Origin of the sequence: Photobacterium kishitanii, assembly GCF_000613045.3 — a bacterium.
Classification (GTDB): domain Bacteria; phylum Pseudomonadota; class Gammaproteobacteria; order Enterobacterales; family Vibrionaceae; genus Photobacterium; species Photobacterium kishitanii.
Genome location: NZ_LN794353.1, coordinates 1,520,103 through 1,538,804 on the forward strand (window position 1 = coordinate 1,520,103; position 18,702 = coordinate 1,538,804).

The 18,702-nt window shown below is 38.2% G+C and carries 7 protein-coding genes and 2 pseudogenes; 6 read left to right on the forward strand and 3 right to left on the reverse strand.

The window, feature by feature from the left end; translation table 11 throughout:
- Nucleotides 1–149: 149 nt before the first annotated feature.
- Entirely contained in the window at nt 150–2,168 is a 2,019-nt protein-coding gene (locus PPBDW_RS21770; protein ID WP_036789718.1) for a DNA phosphorothioation-associated putative methyltransferase, read from the reverse strand.
- Nucleotides 2,165–2,722: a hypothetical protein gene (locus PPBDW_RS21775; RefSeq protein ID WP_054262228.1), complete on the reverse strand. Its 558-nt coding sequence runs from the start codon at nt 2,720–2,722 to the stop codon at nt 2,165–2,167. The genes PPBDW_RS21770 and PPBDW_RS21775 overlap by 4 nt, the downstream gene beginning before the upstream one ends.
- 195 nt (nt 2,723–2,917) lie before the next feature.
- Here PPBDW_RS21775 and PPBDW_RS21780 point away from each other — a divergent pair.
- The 3 genes and pseudogenes from PPBDW_RS21780 to PPBDW_RS21790 all read left to right on the forward strand — a co-directional run bounded on the left by PPBDW_RS21780 (nt 2,918) and on the right by PPBDW_RS21790 (nt 8,795).
- Nucleotides 2,918–3,321 (forward strand): annotated as a pseudogene (locus PPBDW_RS21780) (DUF6088 family protein).
- A gap of 220 nt (nt 3,322–3,541) precedes the next feature.
- Nucleotides 3,542–6,859 carry a pullulanase-type alpha-1,6-glucosidase gene (gene pulA / locus PPBDW_RS21785; protein WP_036789721.1) on the forward strand — a complete coding sequence of 1,106 codons (3,318 nt, stop codon included), beginning with the start codon at nt 3,542–3,544 and terminating at the stop codon, nt 6,857–6,859.
- A gap of 166 nt (nt 6,860–7,025) precedes the next feature.
- The gene (locus tag PPBDW_RS21790; RefSeq protein WP_243423037.1) at nt 7,026–8,795 is read left to right on the forward strand and encodes a glycoside hydrolase family 36 protein; all 1,770 of its coding nucleotides are present in this window, start codon (nt 7,026–7,028) and stop codon (nt 8,793–8,795) included.
- A 61-nt stretch (nt 8,796–8,856) separates the two neighbouring features.
- Here PPBDW_RS21790 and malT read toward each other — a convergent pair whose 3' ends face one another.
- Nucleotides 8,857–11,571 carry an HTH-type transcriptional regulator MalT gene (malT, locus tag PPBDW_RS21795; protein WP_036789723.1) on the reverse strand — a complete coding sequence of 905 codons (2,715 nt, stop codon included), beginning with the start codon at nt 11,569–11,571 and terminating at the stop codon, nt 8,857–8,859.
- Nucleotides 11,572–11,890: 319 nt separating this feature from the next.
- Between malT and PPBDW_RS21800 the strand changes: the two genes are divergently transcribed.
- The 3 genes and pseudogenes from PPBDW_RS21800 to glgB all read left to right on the forward strand — a co-directional run.
- Entirely contained in the window at nt 11,891–14,350 is a 2,460-nt protein-coding gene (locus tag PPBDW_RS21800) for a glycogen/starch/alpha-glucan phosphorylase (protein ID WP_036789724.1), read from the forward strand.
- A 151-nt stretch (nt 14,351–14,501) separates the two neighbouring features.
- Nucleotides 14,502–16,676 (forward strand): 4-alpha-glucanotransferase, encoded by a 2,175-nt coding sequence (gene malQ, locus PPBDW_RS21805; RefSeq protein ID WP_036789727.1) that lies wholly within the window; start codon nt 14,502–14,504, stop codon nt 16,674–16,676.
- A 129-nt stretch (nt 16,677–16,805) separates the two neighbouring features.
- Nucleotides 16,806–18,686, forward strand: a pseudogene (gene glgB / locus PPBDW_RS21810) (1,4-alpha-glucan branching protein GlgB); the annotation flags it as partial.
- Nucleotides 18,687–18,702: the final 16 nt, after the last annotated feature.

The following is an 18,702-nucleotide window of genomic DNA, read 5'->3' on the forward strand; positions in this document are numbered from 1 at the left end:
CTATGATTGACGTTATTATATAACGTTGGCTTTAATGACCTAACGTATTTTAATTGACGTTGTGACGTGTATTTTAATTTAGGTTAACATGAATTGCACGTTACATTTAGGTATACAGCATTAAATCAATTTGATAGTTCAAAAAATATTCAGTTGGAAGTTATAATTTTAAATGATTGAATTTTTTTATTTTTACTATGTAATTTTAATTCAAATTCGTATCTTGTTATCATCGTTTCATTTAGCGAGGAGTATCTAAGTAGTTTGCCTAACCTTTTGTCAAAACTAAGCTGTTTTTTATATATTTCATTATGTTGTGAAAGGTAGAGGTGTTTGTTCAGTAGAGGCGGTCTACGACTCTCATCAACATAATCAAAGAAGTCGATATCTTGCTCTGCCATCTTGATCTTAATACGCTCAGTCAGAAAGGGCAGTGATTTATCAAAATCATCATAAGCGGTAAGAGTTAGCTTACCTGATCGAATATGAATTTTGATTAAATCAATATTGTCATCAAGCTCACCATACATCTGTAATGCCGCACCAACATAAACACGCAATAATAGTGGTAGTTCATCCATAAAATCACGATAAAAGATCAGTGAATGACTGTCGTTTAATAAGCTAGCAGACATTGTTTTATGTGCTTTTTCACATTGGGCGTTGATTAACTTAGTATCAGCAATCGCAAATAAAAGTTCTGTCGCCAAATTAATAACGGTGTTGTATTCACCAAATAGTGCTTTGATATCTCTTTTTAATGCTTCTGGTTGTTGTATGTAAGGTTTACGCTTTTCAAATAACCCCATTGCAAAGTAGAGTAACAAATCTTCTTTGCGATTTTTTTCTGCTTGTTCGAACTCTTCAGTATCAAACATATCTTGCAGTAGATTGAATACCTTTTTGTGTGAGCCAATGAGCTCTCTAATTTTTCCAGATTGCTCAAATTCTTCATTTGTAGGTATACGGCCCAGATCCAAGCAGGTATGCCAGAAATCATCAAATAGTGGCTGATGTTGGGTAATAAGTAATTTAGCTTTATCTTTGGAGTCTACTGGCTGAGGCGATGTGAGCTGTTGCCATGTATGATGACGTTTATATTTTTGCTGAAGATAACTTTGCTCTGCTAGTTTATCTTTGAAAATATAAAAAATACCAGGGGCGACAGCTATTGCTTCTTCTTGTAGATTTCGTTCAATATATGATTTGATTTCTGATTGAGCATAATATTTTTGGAATGTATTACGAGAAGTAATGACACCATCTTTGTATGATTTAAATTGTGCGATATAGCTATCATTAGCAAGCATGACCGATACTATAAGTAAGCTAGTTGCTAATTCCCACGCACTCAGTAACGCTTCTAAACGTTCATCTTGATCTTCGATAACATTAAGTACAAAGCCTAAGTTAACAATATCTGAAGGAGTTTTATCATTATCTGGCTGAAAGTTAGGATCCCAGCCTATAGCATCTAACCCATGTGCTTCAAGTTCTCTGAGATCATCACCTCGACCGCATCCATAGTCAAAAATAGAATATTCACCGTTTAAATAACCATTCTTAACTAACGTTTTCATAGGTGCTGAAAGATCGTGGCGTACAATCGCTGTTTTATGTCTATCTATGTGTGGAGCGTCAATAGATGGATTAACAGCAGAGGATCTGAATAATCTACCATCGACTAACTCATAACCGTGTCTTTCTATAATATTGTACCAAGAACGTTTGAAACCAATAATGCGAGTATTTTCGTATAACCCTGCGTTTTCACCTTCTTGAGTAATATTTTTAAAATGTTCAAAGTGCGAGTTACTCGGTGTGATCATGGTTTCTTTACGATGCAGAATCGGCGGGTTATCGGAGTTACTGTAATTGGTTATTTTATGTGTGAGCTTAACTAAATCGATATTTACACTTTGTTGTAGGGAAGGGTAAGACTCTGAATAAAAAGTAGGGTAGCTTAACAACGATAGTCGAAATTCTTTCTTATAAAGCTTTACAAGATCCCATTCATCAACCTTAACAGCTTGAGCAACAGCAGGAATAAAATTCTGTAATGATTGAGATGCTTCAATAAGAGCATCTTTATGAAGATATACAGCGTCAGGTAATTGTTTGCCTACTTTTAGTTGTGATATGAGCTCTTTAAATAGTGCTGCATTCATATTTCATCCTTAAATTCTGCAGTTAAGTAGTTATCTTTATTATATCTTTTTCCTGGGTAACGTAAGCCTGTTTTTGGTGATGGCAACATGTATTGAATAAATTGGCTATTGTCTGGACCAATGCTGACATGGAGTGGATTATTGTTGCCATAGAAGTAAATGCGGTCAAAAGGTAAGTTCTGCACGATATATTTGGCAATAATGCCCATATTTTTCTCAAACCCTTCGACAATAAAATCGCAAGCTAAGCCACCACGTTTACATATTAGATTACCCCGACTATTCATTTCATGACTTGTGTGTTGATCTAAAGTTGGTGCGGTATGTTGAGGGGATAATTTTTGTACTTTTTTATAGAGTTCAAAAGATGTGAAGCCATAGGTAATAGTAGTTAGACCAAAATGTTGTTCAATAGGCATTAGAATTAATGTTTTATAATTATTAATTACTTTTTGGGTATCATTGGAAGTTGGATTATTGTTATTAGCTAATTGCCACTCAGGATGACGTTGTTGATACCAGTTAATAATGTTTGATGTATTTATATTATTCATGGAATATTCTTCCAAAGAAAGTCAAGTATTTTTCATTTTTAGGATTATAACTTAGGGTGGTTGTAAATTATGTTTTTAATCCTAATCTTTATTGATGCAGTAATATGACTTTCATTATGTTGTTAAAATAACATAAAGTCGCTGTGCTATTAACGATCAGTGTCATACTAAAACTGTTTTAATATGAGAGACTACATGATAGCAGCAGATCGTATTTCTCAGAGAATTAAACGATCTAGACGTTATGTTTTTGAACGTCAAGATTTTGAAAACTTTGCTAGTTATTCTCAAGTTGGTCGAGCGCTTAATCAATTGATAGATAAAGATGAATTGATGAAGCTAGACTATGGTCTATATACTAAAAAAGATTAAATAGACTTATTAGTAAATTTATGACAATGCACCCAGGAGGAACAGATGCACTTATGCGTGAAATCTTTAAAATGAAGGGCGTTTATTTTGAAATGGACCCATTATCTTTACAAATTTTTGCTGGTGGAAGCACTCAGATATCATCTTCAATAAATTATTCGTGGAATCTAAAACAATTTAATCGTCGATTGGTTATCGGTCGTCGAGTACTTCATTCCCCAAGCTAAATATGAAAAACTATTCTATTCATGAAGAAGCTGCCTTGTGCAGCTTCTTCTATATATGCACTCCACCAGCTCATGATAGCCCTACAGAGTGTGATAAGTTGTCAATTACTAATAAAAAGCAGTTTATAGACTTAGATATATACTACTTTCATCACAATTTGTAGAGGTTTTAATTTCTTATGATACGCGCAATTTAGATGCACTTCATAAGGATATTGGCATGATTTATAAGCGTTCTTTACTGGCAAGTTCAATTTTATCTTTTTTAACAACGATCACTGTTGTGGGATGCAATAACAGTTCATCAACAAACACTTCTGAAAAAGATGCGTATTTTGATACCACAAATCCTCCTGAAATTGTTTTGAATTTACCGCATAACACCGGACCAATCGCTAAATTGCCAATATCTGGTTCTATTGAAGAGCCTGTTGTTGCTAATGATAACGAAGCCGTGATTTATTTAGTAGCTAAGCCAGATCAAGCTTTAACAAAAAACTTTAATCAGTATAGCTTACATATATGGAATAATAACCAGTGCGATCGCGCGGATGAGAGTGCGGTTAATGGGGCGTGGGATAATTCGCAAAATAAACCAATTGGTATCGATGAGTTTGGTCCTTATTGGAAAGTAAAACTCAAACCAGGTTCGACAAATTGTTTGAATGTTATTGTTCGAGATGATCAATTAAATAATCAGTTATCTGGTGATGGCAAAGTTGATTTTGCACTTATTCCTGATCGAACGGCTTCTTTTGTTGCAGGAAGTAATGAACCTAAGAATAGTCGAGAAGCCGCGTTTATCGCTATTTCTGGTATAGAAGGCGCAAAAGCCCATTTAATTGATGGTGAAACATTAATATGGGATGGTATTCAGTCTGCTAATGAAGTGCGCTTATATGTTTCTTTAGCCGCGAGTGTTGAGCCGAATAACAATTATCAATATGACGAACCCTATATTGTATTAAAGCCTAAAGCGTTAACTCTCGAGCAGATGCAAACGTTTCCTCATTTAGCGACAATGTCAGCCTATAGTATTCCATCGACAATTGATATGCGCTCAGTTGTTAAAGCTGAAATGGTTGCGTTAGCGGTGGATACAGAAGGAAATATTACGGCTGGTACAAAAGTACAGCCGGCAGGATTACTTGATAGTTTATTTGCTACCTATGCAGAAGCTAAGACGCTAGGGGCTGAAGTGACGGCTGATGGAGTGCAGTTTGATTTATGGGCACCATCTGCACAAAATGTGGTGTTAGTGTTATTTGATGGTGCCAAAAAAGAACGTGGTCGTTTACAAATGGCTCTTGATGGGCAGTCTGGTATTTGGTCTTTAAAAACAAATAAGGCCCAGGATGGTAGTTATTACCGTTATTTGATTGATGTTTTTCATCCAGTGTCAGGCAATATTGAGAAATACCAAGTTACTGATCCCTATGCGCTTAGTTTATCGATGAATTCATTATTTAGTCAGGTTGTTAATTTAGATGATCAGCAATTAAAGCCTGATGGTTGGGATGAGTTACAACGGCCAATTCCACAATCCAATCCTACAAAATTTGTTATTTATGAATCTCACGTACGTGATTTTAGTGGTTTAGATCAATCAACCCCTGAAGCTTTTCGTGGCAAATTTAAAGCATTTACAGAAACAGACTCTGTACCCGTTAAACACCTCAAGCAGTTGAGTAAAAATGGTATTACCCATCTGCATTTATTACCAATATTTGATATTGCTACAATTAATGAAGATCCAACCAAAGTAGCAGATATTAATATGCCATTTAGCCAACTCTGTGAGGTGAACAGTGAGGTTAAAACATCCTCATTCAGTGGTGATTGTCTGTCATCTTTAACTATTGCTGAAATACTCGCACGTGAAACAGAAAATGATACGCCTCAAACTCCAAGAGTGCAGGAGTTAAACCGTTTAGTTTCGGCAACTGATAGCTTTAATTGGGGATATGATCCTTTTCATTATACGGTGCCAGAAGGATCATACTCGACTAACCCTGATGGAAAACAACGTATTCTTGAATTGCGAGAGATGGTTCAATCGGTAAAAACAGATATAAAAATGAATGTGGTAATGGATGTCGTTTATAACCATACCAATTCAGCAGGACCAACGAGTGATACCTCGGTGTTAGATAAAATTGTGCCGTGGTATTACAACCGTTTAAATCCTCAAACTGGTGCTGTAGAAAATTCAACATGTTGTTCTAATACTGCACCTGAACATACGATGATGGCAAAATTAATTCAAGATTCACTCGTGGTGTGGGCGCGTGATTACAAGATAGATGCCTTTCGGTTCGATTTAATGGGTCATCATCCACTCAGTCAAATTAAAGCGTCATTAAAAGCGGTGCAAGCTGTTGATCCTGATGTTTACTTTTATGGTGAAGGGTGGAATTTTGGTGAAGTTGCCAATGACAGGTTATTTGTTCAAGCAACACAGGCTAATCTAGCAGGGACGGGGATTGGTAGTTTTTCTGATCGTTTACGTGATTCTGTTCGCGGCGGTGGCCCTTTTGATGGTGGTGATGGTTTAAGACAGCATCAAGGTTTCGGTAATAGCGCATTTGTACAGCCGAATGAAATGAGCTTAACGACGAAAGAGACTGCATTGCACCTTGCTGATTTAACACGTTTAGGGATGGCGGGAAATTTAAAGGATTTCCAGTTTATTGATGCAAAAGGGAACAAAATACGAGGTTCAGAGCTGGATTATAACGGCCAACCTGCCGGATATGCAAAAGATCCAACTGAAATTCAAAACTATGTTTCTAAACATGATAATCAAACCTTATGGGATAACCAGCAATACAAAATTGGCTATGATGTCGATATTCAAACACGGGTACGAATGCAAGCGGTGTCCCTAGCAACGGCAATGTTAGGCCAAGGTGTGCCATTTACACATATGGGCTCTGAATTATTACGTTCCAAATCAATGCAGAGAGATTCTTATGACTCAGGAGATTGGTATAATAGGGTTGATTTTACTCTGCAAGATAACAATTGGAATAAAGGGTTACCACGCGTTGATAAAGACGGTATGAATTATGAAATCATTCAACAAGTGATCCAAGGAAGTGGTGTCAATGCGCAGCCAAGTCGAGCAGATATGAACGTCATGGTTGATTATTATCTTGATCTTGCAAAGTTACGTCAAAGTTATCCATTATTAACCTTAGGGCGTGGCGATGATGTGATTAAGCGTGTTAGTTTTCATAATACTGGTGTAGATCAGCGTCCTGGTTTAATTGTAATGACGATTGATAATGGCAATACGGTAAATGACCTTGATCCGAATGTAGACGCAATGGTGATTGTTATAAATGCGACACCACGACAACAAAAGGTTGATCTTGGTCTTTCAGGCTTGGTGTTAAGTCCGGTTTATCGTTCTAATCTTGCTCATAATACGCAAGTGATCGACAATCAAATATCAGTGCCAGCATGGACCCCTGCGGTGTTAGTTAAACCACGACATAATATACGTAGTGAAGGTATTCCGGTGTTTATGAATTAAAGCATTATCATCGCTCACTAACGATACCCTTTATGCTGAGTACTTAGCGTAAAGGGTCGTTTTTATTATAAGCAAAATTAAGTTACGTAAGCGTGTTTGTAAGCACAGTTTGTAGGGGTACAGCTTTAGTAGGATATAAATTATCACTCTTACTATGTAGTTTATAATGATGGACTCATTATCTTTGTGCTCCGCGGTAAAAAAGATCACTTTTCCAGCGTCAATTACGGTGATATCAACAACGCCACAAATTCATTCAAGCCTATTATCTTCATCGTCGTCATCAGTATTGTCAGAAGCTGTTGTTATTGCTGAATGTGAGCTACACATTGCGCCTGATGCGAAAGTTTATGGTGATGGTTTTCAAATGTTGTCACAAACAGCGGGTACTTTTGCTCATCCTAAAGCAATTGGTCGTTGTCCTGATAATAATGCCGAATACCGTATTTACCCTCAAGCGGCGAACCAACGTTATTATAATTATCTTGTGATTGAAGATGGTGAGCGTTACGTGTTGTTTGGTTTTACGTCATGTCATCGTTTTGCGGGATATTTTGAATGCCAAGATAACAAAATTATTGTGTGTATAGATGGTGAAAATTGTGTCATGCCCGCAGATGAAACCAATCACATTAGTTTAGAAAATTGGGTGGTATTGTCATCGGAGACATTAGCTGATTTATACACGCGTTATGCCGCATTAATTAATATTGATCACCCATCCAAAAAGAATACCACTCAAGCTGCTCCTATCGGTTGGTGCTCTTGGTATGCCTATTATGCTGGCGTATCTGCGGCCGATATTCAACGAAATGTCGATCATATGCAAGGCGATAACCATGACATTGAATGGGTGTTACTTGATGATGGTTATCAAGCGTTTATGGGAGACTGGTTATCACCGTCTGACCATTTTTCTGGTGGAGTACAACAGGTTTTAACAGCACTAAAGGTTCAAGGAAAGAAAGTCGGCATTTGGTTAGCACCATTTATAGCAGAGCCGAAATCAACGATATTTAGACAACATCCAGAATGGTTTGTACGTGATGTCGATGGTGAATTACTGCGTGCGGATAAAGTTACCTATGGAGGGTGGCGCTGCACACCTTGGTATATTTTAGACACGAGTCATCCTGAAGTATTGGCGCATTTAACCCATGTGGTAAAAACAATGCAACAGCAATGGGGAGTTGATCTCTTCAAACTGGATGCTAACTACTGGGGAACATTAAAAGGGCAACGTTATCAAGCAAGCTGTACTGGTGTTGAAGCTTATCGTTTAGGAATGAAAGCGATTGCTGAGGGGGCTGGAGATGCTTGGTTGCTTGGTTGTAATGCTCCAATGTGGCCATCATTAGGTTTAGTTGATGCAATGCGAGTCTCTGATGATGTTGAGCGCAATAGTTATCGTTTTAATCAAATAGCCAAAGAGACTTTCTATCGTAGTTGGCAGCATCGTCAGCTGTGGCAGATTGATCCTGATTGTGCCACTTTTATCGACTTACAACAGACAAACAACGTTGAAGCACAAGCCGCTGATAGTCATAGTTATTCATTTCATCGCAATGCTTTGCTGGCTTCGGGCGGGTTATTACTATCAGGTGATCCATTGGCGCAGTGGAATAGTTTTGCACATCAAAGTTTTTTGCAATTGGTACAGCGTCAACATTATAGTCAACAAGCGGCAGTTTTTGATGATCTCAATTTAACTACAGCAAAATTGCCATTAAACCATAGTGATGGCTCAGTGCAGCAATTACAGTTTGTGTTTAATTATATTGATGAACCAGCAAAAACAGTTACGTTACACGCTGGCCAAGCAACAGATTGGTTTGATTATTGGAGTGGTGAATGTGTGGCTAAAAATAGTCAAACATATAAAGTGTTTTTGGTTGCAGGGTTAGCAAGTCACGTGGTTTATACCGTTTCACGATGATGCTTTATTGCTAGTAATGAATTGAATGAAATAAAAAATCCCAGCCGAAGCTGGGATTTTTTTATGCAGCAAGGCCAATCAGCTTAAGTAAACTTTCAGCTGTTTCAATTGCTTGGCGTCGATTTGTAATATTTAATTTTTGATATAAATTACGGATATGGGTCTTAATTGTTGTTGCTGCGACATCAAGCTCATTAGAAATTTGTTCATTACTATAGCCAGCATAAATTAATCCTAGTACCTGCCACTCTCGTTGTGTGAGTGGGCTAGAGCGAATAAGCTCCGGAATATTAGGAAGTGCTAATAGTTTATCAACAAAGGTTTCATCAAAATGTACGACGCGCGCACGTTGCTTGCTGGTCATTTCTCGTAATAAGTATTGGCTACGGTGTAAAGTGAGTTCGTCAAGTTGCTTTTGTTCGATCAGAGTATGGAGTAATCCACTGATTGTCTCTCCTTCACATAAGAAATTGCTGATCATACCGCTATGGTTACTAATGGTAAGAACTTCTTTTAATGTATCTAATGCTTGTTGTGGCTGTTCGCTAAGCTTGTAGAGTACGGCTTGTACAACGGTATTACGATGCTGATCAGTATGTAAACTATGCTCAATACAGTGTTGTTGGATTGTATTAAGCAATTGTTGTGCTTCATCTAAATTTTGAAGCAAGAGGTGACTTCGAACAATATTACGAGCATGTAGTTGTTGGAAATGGTTACAGTATGTAATGGGTAATGTGACTGTACTAAGCCAATATTGTATGGCGTCTAGATCATTTTTTGCTTGCCAGTATAGTAGCTGGCTAAAATCATAATTCGCTAGCCAGTCGATATGGTAAGTGGTGTTTTTAACCAGATTATTGCAGATATCGAGGTAACGTGTTGCTTTATCCAGTTCACCACGCGATACCGCTATACGAGCAAGCATCGAATATGCGTGAAGTGATTGCGATTTATCAAATGGCGCTAAGATCTCAAGACATTGATGAGCACATTGTTCAGCTTCTTCCAGACGATGCCAGCACCATAAAATCTGAGCTTTGAGACGTAAAGTAAACTCATGCAAAGGCACTTGTTGTAAATGCTGTTCTTTGATTAGCTTAAGGGCCTGATCTAATAATTCAAAAGCGGCATGAATAGCACCTTGAGCAACAAGAATCTCCGACTGTTGTAATAGTGCCCATAATGCCTGATGGTAGACATGGTATTGACGAGCCATTTTTTCTGTTTGTTGCATCATGGATAATGCTTGATTTAGATTACCCAAACAGTGATGCACTTCTCCAATAACAGAGGTTGCAACTATGCGGCTGCGATAGGTCGTTGCGGGTAGTTGTCCTAACGATAATTCCGCGAGAGCTAATGCTTCTTGTGGTTTACTTTGATTTATCGCGACTTGTGCACGTAGAGCATTAAACTCACCTTGAATAGCATCATCGATGGTTAATTTTCGTAATGCTAACTCAGCTTCACTTTGAGCTAATAGCTCACCGACATTATTATAACGATGTTGACTCTGCGCTAACCACGCTCTTAATAAGCATAATCTTGGTGAACAAAATAAAGCATCTTGGTCGAGTTGCTCAATAGCATACTCTAGTAATTTTAATTCGCCTTGATGGAACATATTCCACCCATGGTCACATAAAATATCAGTGATAAGATCTTGATTTTCACTTTTTAGTGTATGAACTAAAGCTTGTTGAAAATTACCTTGCTTTAACCACGCTTTAGCAGCATTACAATGTAACTCATTACGTTGCTGGGGGATCGTTGTATAACGCTGATGACGTAAAAACTCAGCAAATAAGTGATGGAAGCGATACCAGTTATCTTCACCTTCTAATTGTGTTAAGAATAAACCAAAACGATCGAGTGACTCTAGCATAGATAAGGCATCAGAACGTGCGGTAAGCTCTGTGATTAATTCAGCATTAAACATATCCAATATTGAGCAATGTAGTAAGAAATCTTTCGTATCATCGCTGAGTTGATCAAACACTTCTTCTGCTAAGTAATCCCATAAATGACTCCGATTAAAAGCAGCAATTGATTGGGTTGAATTTGCTAATGAATGTGGTTTTTGTTTTGCGTGTAGAGCTATTAATTGTAGTGCTGATGGCCAACCTTCGACTTGTTTACGTAATGTACTCAGTAACTCGCTTTCAATATTCTCAGAAATACGTTGATGGAAGAACCGTTGAGTTTCTTCGTCATCAAAAGCTAACCCAGTATTATCAATTTCTAATAATAAATCTCGAATGCGTAGGTTAGCCGTACCTAGAGGGGGCATTATACGACTAGTTACCACAAGGGTGATGTTATCTGGCATATGCTTTAAAAAGAAACGCATACCTTCATGAATATCATCATTGTCAATAACGTGGTAGTCATCTAATACGATGTAGCAGGTTTCTTGATAATTAGACAACTCAGCAAAAAGCGCATTCATGAGTGTGGTAATACATGCAAATTGTCGGCGCTCTGCCATTGCTTGGGTTTTTAAACAAGAGCTATCAGTTGCTTTATTAACCGCTTGAAGGAAATAGTTAACAAAACGGAAAGTCTCATTGTCATTATCGTCAATATTAAACCAGCCTGTATGTGGGATATCTTTTAACCACTGTGCCGCCATGGTGGTTTTTCCATAACCTGCAGGTGAGCGAAATAGAACTAATCGATAGTAAGATGCTTGAGTGAGTGCTTCAAGGATCCGAGGTCGTAAGATAGCATTATGTAGTCGAGCAGGACGAGTAAGTTTAGAAGGTATCCACATAATTAAGCTCTTTAAGATCTGTAATTTTAAGGCTAGACACATCAGGATATTTTGCCGATGCGCTTTTATGAGTGGATACTTTAACGCGCAGTTCGTTATAGACAATACATCTTAGAATTATTGTAACTATCATCTTTATAATCTTGAGCTAACTCACATAAGCAATATATTGAGCGAGTAAATTTTATTCATTAATCACTTCTATCGTTTCCTACGCCTTAATTCTCCTCCCCTTAATCATTTCGTTAGGATGATGCTTCATTTTTTTAATCAGTGCAGCATAGGTAGTAATTAAATAATACTACGGTGAGACATAACAATGAAAAAACACATTAAAGAACAAGCATTTGATAAAGCCTCATTTAAAGCATTAGTAATAAAACATTTAGTGACTACTTATGCCCAAGATACTAAAACGGCAACTGATAAAAGTTGGTATTTAGCGGTTGGTAAAGCACTGGCAGAAATTAGTACTGGTAATTTACTAGCAACTGAAAAACGAGTTATTGATGCGAATGCACGCAGTGTTAATTATTTTTCATTAGAGTTTTTAATTGGTCGTTTAACCGGTAATAACTTAATTAGCCTTGGGCTGTATGACCAAATCAGTGAATCTGTTGCCGAGCTAGGTTTGAATCTGACTGATTTATTGGAACAAGAACGTGATCCTGCATTAGGCAATGGTGGCTTAGGTCGTTTGGCTGCATGTTTTATGGACTCGTTAGCAGCACAAGAATTTCCATCAGTGGGTTATGGCTTACATTACCAATATGGTTTATTTAAACAGTCATTTCTTAATGGGCATCAAATTGAATTCCCTGATAAATGGTGTGAGGAAGAGGGGTATCCTTGGGAAGTACAGCGTCCTGAACTAAATCAAGTTGTTGGTCTGTATGGCGATGTTAGTTCTTATACTGATGAAAATGGACAGCAGTATGATCGTTGGAACCCTGCAGTAACGTTACAAGGTATTGCATGGGATTTGCCAATTATTGGTTATAACAATCAGTCTGTATTTCCACTGCGGTTATGGGAGTGTCGTGCGCCAGAGCCTTTTAATTTAGCCAAATTTAATGATGGTGATTATATCGGTGCACAGCAAGCTCAAATTGCTGCGGGCAATGTAACCAAAGTACTTTATCCAAATGATAATCACCACCAAGGAAAGGTCTTACGTTTAACGCAACAGTATTTTCATTGTGCATGTTCAATTGCAGATATTGTTGGTCGTCATCTTAAAAAAGGCCATGAAATTAATGCATTAGCCGAGTTTGAAACTATTCAGCTTAATGATACCCATCCAACTATCGCAATTCCAGAATTAATGCGGGTGCTGCTAGATGATTTCAAACTATGTTGGGATGATGCATGGGCAATTGTGTCTAAAATCTTTGCTTATACTAATCATACTTTATTGCCAGAAGCGTTAGAGAGTTGGAGTGAGGCGCTGATTCGGGAGTTATTACCTCGTCATTTAGAGATTATTTTCGAAATTAATCATCGTCTAATGGCTGAAGTTGAAGCTAAATGGCCGGGAAATGATGATATCAAGCGTAAGCTTTCTATTATTGCAGAAGGCCAGCAGCGCATGATCCGTATGGCTAATCTTTGTGTTGCAAGTAGCTATGCCGTTAATGGTGTTGCGGCATTACATTCTGAATTAGTTAAGCGTGATTTATTTCCTGAGTTTGATGCACTATTTCCTCAACGTCTACAGAATGTTACCAATGGTATTACACCGCGACGCTGGCTTAAGTACTGCAATCCTCAATTATCAGATCTTATTAGTGAAAAAATAGGCAATGAGTGGCCTGCTAATTTAGATCAACTGGAAGCTATTGCTCAATTTGCGAGTGACGATAAATTTCAGCAACGCTACCTTGAAGTTAAAAAAACAAATAAGCAACGTTTTGCTGACTGGGTGGCTGATAATCTTGATATTGAATTAGATGTTAATGCTATTTTCGATGTGCAAATTAAACGTCTGCATGAATATAAACGTCAGCATTTAAATTTATTACATATTTTATCGCTCTATCATCGTCTATTAAATGACCCTAGTTTTGATATGTATCCTCGCGTGTTTATCTTTGCAGCCAAAGCGGCTCCTGGTTATGCCTTAGCAAAAGATATTATTTATGTCATTAACAAAGTAGCAGATAAAGTAAATAACGATCCGCGGTTGAAGGACAAGTTAAAAGTGGTCTTTGTGCCTGATTATCGTGTGAGCCTTGCTGAAATCATTATTCCAGCAGCTGATGTATCAGAACAAATTTCTACGGCAGGCAAAGAAGCATCAGGAACCGGTAACATGAAGTTGGCACTTAATGGCGCTTTAACAATTGGAACGATGGATGGAGCCAACGTCGAAATTCGTGAAGAAGTGGGAGATGACAATATCTTTATCTTTGGCTTATCCGTTGATGAGGTAGAGGCCCTAAAAGCCGAAGGTTACAACCCTTACATTTATTATGAGCAAAATGGTTTATTAAAATCATCGATTGACTTACTTGATAGCGATGAATTTGATGCCGCTGATTGTGCTGCATTTGCCAATATTCGTCATAATTTATTGGAAGGTGGTGATCCGTATTTAGTGTTGGCAGACTTTGCTGATTATGTTGATGCGCATAACCGTATTGATACCGAATACCGTGATCAGAAATTGTGGGTGCATAAAACAATTTTAAATACAGCCTTGGTTGGTAAGTTTAGTTCAGATCGTAGTATTCGTGATTATGTAAATAATATTTGGCATTTATCAGCATTGCCTAAATAACACTTATATCGGATTGGCGTCACTAGTGGCGCCAATAGTTATGGTGTTTTTATTAGCCAAGCTTTGGTTATTCGTTAATTAAATCAAATTAGTTATTAACAATATCAACACTGAATCGTAGTGGTAATAATTGCCCCTTATGGAGAATAGAATGAAAGATAGCCAAATATTAAAACAAGTGGCAACGGTTGCGGGCATTGCTGATAGTTATGTAAATGCCTGGGGACATAGCACTCAAGTGAGTGATGAAACCTTACGTCGTTTGTTAGCTGCTTTAGAATATGATGTACGCAGTGATGATGCATTATTAGAGTCAAGCCTTAAACATAATCGCGTTGAAGTCTTAGCTGATGTAAAAGTAGTTCGTTACGGTGAGCCTGTAGAAATTGAATTACATTTAGGCATCAGTGCTCGAGTGAGTGATTTCAGTTGGCGTTTAATTGCTGAAGATGGGAATGTTTATGAAGGGTGGTTACAGTCTCAATTAATTCGCGATTCTCGTGCAGAAGGAGGCCCTTTAGTCTTCTCGTTACCTAAATTAGAGTGTGGTTATCATCAAATCGAATTAATTCGTAAACGTCGTAAATCCCCTTATTTAATGACTTTGATAGTGGCACCAGCAACTTGTTATAAGCAGCAGGCTTTAAAAGATAATAAGAAGATCTGGGGTACCAGTATTCAACTTTATTCTGTTCGAACTAGCCATAATTGGGGCATTGGTGACTTTGGTGATTTGAAACAATTGGTTATCGATGTCGCTAAGGCTGGTGGTGATTTTGTGGGCTTAAACCCAATTCATTCACTGTTTCCAGCAAACCCAGAAGGGGCTAGCCCATACAGTCCATCATCACGTCGGTGGTTAAACCTAATGTACATTGATGTTAGCTCTGTGGCGGAGTTTGCTCAAAGTGATGTGGCGCAGTTATTAGTTGGAAGTAGTGAATTTCAGCAACGGTTGAGTGATGTTCGCGATACTGATTGGGTTAACTATAGTGAAGTATCAGCATTAAAGATGTCTATACTGCCTTTGTTATATCAAGTATTTGTTACTCGTCATTTAGAAAAAAACACAGCCAGAGCAAAACAGTTTTTGCAATTTGTTGAAGATGGTGGTGAAAGTCTATTACATCAAGCAACGTTTGATGCAATACACGCTTATTTAAAGCAAGAGAATGATGATATGTGGGGATGGCCTGTATTCCCAGAAGCCTACCGTCATTTTGATAATCAAGCAGTACAAGGCTTTATTGATCAACATTACGATCAGGTTGAGTTATACATGTACTTGCAATGGTTAGCTGATAATCAGTTGGCTGAAGTGCATGAGTTAGCGAATGAAAATGAAATGGTCATTGGATTATATCGTGATTTAGCCGTTGGTGTTTGTGAGTCTGGTGCTGAGACTTGGGCTGATCATGGCGCATTATGTCAGGATGTGAGTATTGGTGCTCCACCAGATATTTTAGGCCCATTAGGTCAAAATTGGGGCTTGCCACCATTAAATCCTCAAGTGCTAAAACAAACCGCATATCAGCCATTTATTAATTTATTACGTGCAAATATGCGTAATTGTGGTGCGTTACGAATTGATCACGTCTTAGGTTTGCTGCGTTTATGGTGGATCCCTAAAGGGGAATCAGCGCAGCAAGGGGCATATATGTATTACCCTGTTGATGACATGATGGCAATTTTGGCATTGGAGAGTCATCGTCACCAATGTACCGTGATTGGTGAAGATTTAGGTACAGTACCTGAAGAAATCGTTGATAAATTATCAACAGCAGGCATTCATTCTTACAAGGTATTTTTCTTCGAAACTGCTGCCGACGGCGGGTTTTACTCTCCGATTCACTATAACGCCCAGTCAATGGCTGCGTTATGTACTCATGACATGCCAACCTTACGTGGTTTTTGGCATTGTGATGACTTAAAAATGGGCAAAAAACTTGGTTTATATCCAGATGCAGATCAATTGACACAGTTGTTTAACTCTCGCGCACAAAGTAAACAAAATATTCTAAATAGCCTTAATTGGCATGGAAATTTACCTGATGGCATTGGTTTAGATGCCGCTTATGTGCCGATGGATCGTATTTTGAGTGAAGCCCTACAAGTACATTTAGCCAGTGGTGCTAGCGCATTATTAAGTTTGCAATTGGAAGATTGGCTAGAAATGGATAAGCCTGTAAATATTCCAGGAACGGTAAATGAATATCCTAACTGGCGCCGCAAGTTATCAGTTAATTTAGATGATATTTTTACGCGTCAAACGATTAAAGATCTGACTACGCGTTTAAATCAGGCTCGTGAAAAAGTAAGCCACTGAGACTGATATATTAAGGTAAAAGACGATATGAATTTATCTTTGACAAAGAGCAGTGAAAGGGGAATGCAGCACCCTAAAACTGCTGCTTACTGCGATCTGAATAATCTATTAATGGTACTACCCCGTGCAGAGTTATTGCGTGATCCTGTGTATATGCATAACGAGATGGGGGCTCAATTTTGTCAAGTAGTGATTAATAATGAGCTTGTATCTGGTATTCGTTTTTTGGTGTATGCACCACATGCTTCAACCGTTGCCATTATTGGTGATTTTAATGGCTGGCAAGCTAAGGGTTATCAATTAACACGTATTAATCAAGATGGTATTGATAATGGTTTATGGGGGATCTTTGTCGCCAATTTAGCGGCAGGTGAGCGTTATAAATACCAATTAACAGATCAACATGGTCAGCAATTAGCGGATAAAACCGATCCGTGGGGATATTATGCCGAACAGTATCCGTCATTTTGTTCTTTAACGTATCAGCAAAATGCCTATCAGTGGCAAGATCATGACTGGCAAGCACGATCAGTGACAGAAAAGCACCAACAACCGTTGTCATTTTATGAATTGCACATTGGCTCTTGGTGTCGTCATGAAAATGGAGATTTTTATAGTTATCGTGAATTATCGCAAACGTTAATTCCGTACCTTAAAGAAATGGGCTATACCCACCTTGAGTTGATGCCTGTATCTGAACATCCATTTTATGGTTCTTGGGGGTATCAACCTATCGGCTTATTTGCCCCAACAAGTCGGTTTGGTTCTCCTGATGATTTTAAATACTTTATCGATCAATGCCACCTCGCAGGCTTAGGCGTGGTGCTTGATTGGGTTCCGGCTCACTTTCCAGCTGATGAACATGGCTTAGCTAATTTTGATGGTAGTGCGCTTTATCATGATCCTGATCCCCGTCGAGGTTGGCATCAAGATTGGCAAAGTTATATTTATGATTATGGGCGTGAGCATGTTCGTCAATATTTAGTATCAAATGCATTGTTTTGGTTTGAACATTTCCATATTGATGGCCTAAGAGTCGATGCTGTTGCGTCTATGGTGTATTTAGATTACTCCCGTAAGGATGGGGAGTGGCTCCCAAATGCTGATGGCGGAAATTATAACTACGATGCAATTAGCCTATTACGTTGGATTAATGACGAAGTTTATAGTCATTACCCTAATGCAATAATGATAGCTGAGGAATCGACAGCATTTCCAGGGGTATCAAAACCCACTTACTTAGGTGGGTTAGGTTTTGGTTTTAAATGGAATATGGGCTGGATGCATGACAGTTTATCTTACATAAAAGAAGAGATAACTTATCGTAGCGATCACCACAACACGATCACTATGCCGTTATTTTATGCCTTTAGTGAAAACTATATTTTGTCATTATCGCATGACGAAGTGGTGTATGGAAAAGGGGCTTTAATTAGCAAAATGCCAGGGGATGAATGGCAACAAACGGCTAATTTACGTGCATATATGGGGTATATGTATGGTCAACCGGGTAAAAAATTGAATTTCATGGGGACTGAAATAGCGCAAACGGCAGAGTGGAACCATGATGATCAACTGCAATGGTCGTTATTGCAGTTTGCTCGTCATCAAGGCATGCAGCAATTAGTTAAAGATTTAAATTACTTGTATTGCTCATCGTCTGCGCTATATCAATTAGATTGTGATTCTAGCGGGTTTGAATGGCGAATAAGTGATGATAGTAACAATAGTCTTTTAGCCCATGAACGGCTAGATATTGCAGGCAATAGAATGTTAGTGCTGTCTAATTTTATGGCAACGCCAAGATCAATGTATCGCATAGGCGTACCGTTAGAGGGGACCTATGAATTAGTTCTTAATACTGATGCTGCAACTTACTGGGGTAGCGATTATCCCCTCATAACAACGATTGCAACAGATAAACAGCCTAGTCATGGTCAGCCATATTCAATATTGGTAACAGTACCACCATTGGCGACAGTATTTTTTAAGTTTATACCGAATTCATAATAATGGATGTAGTGAT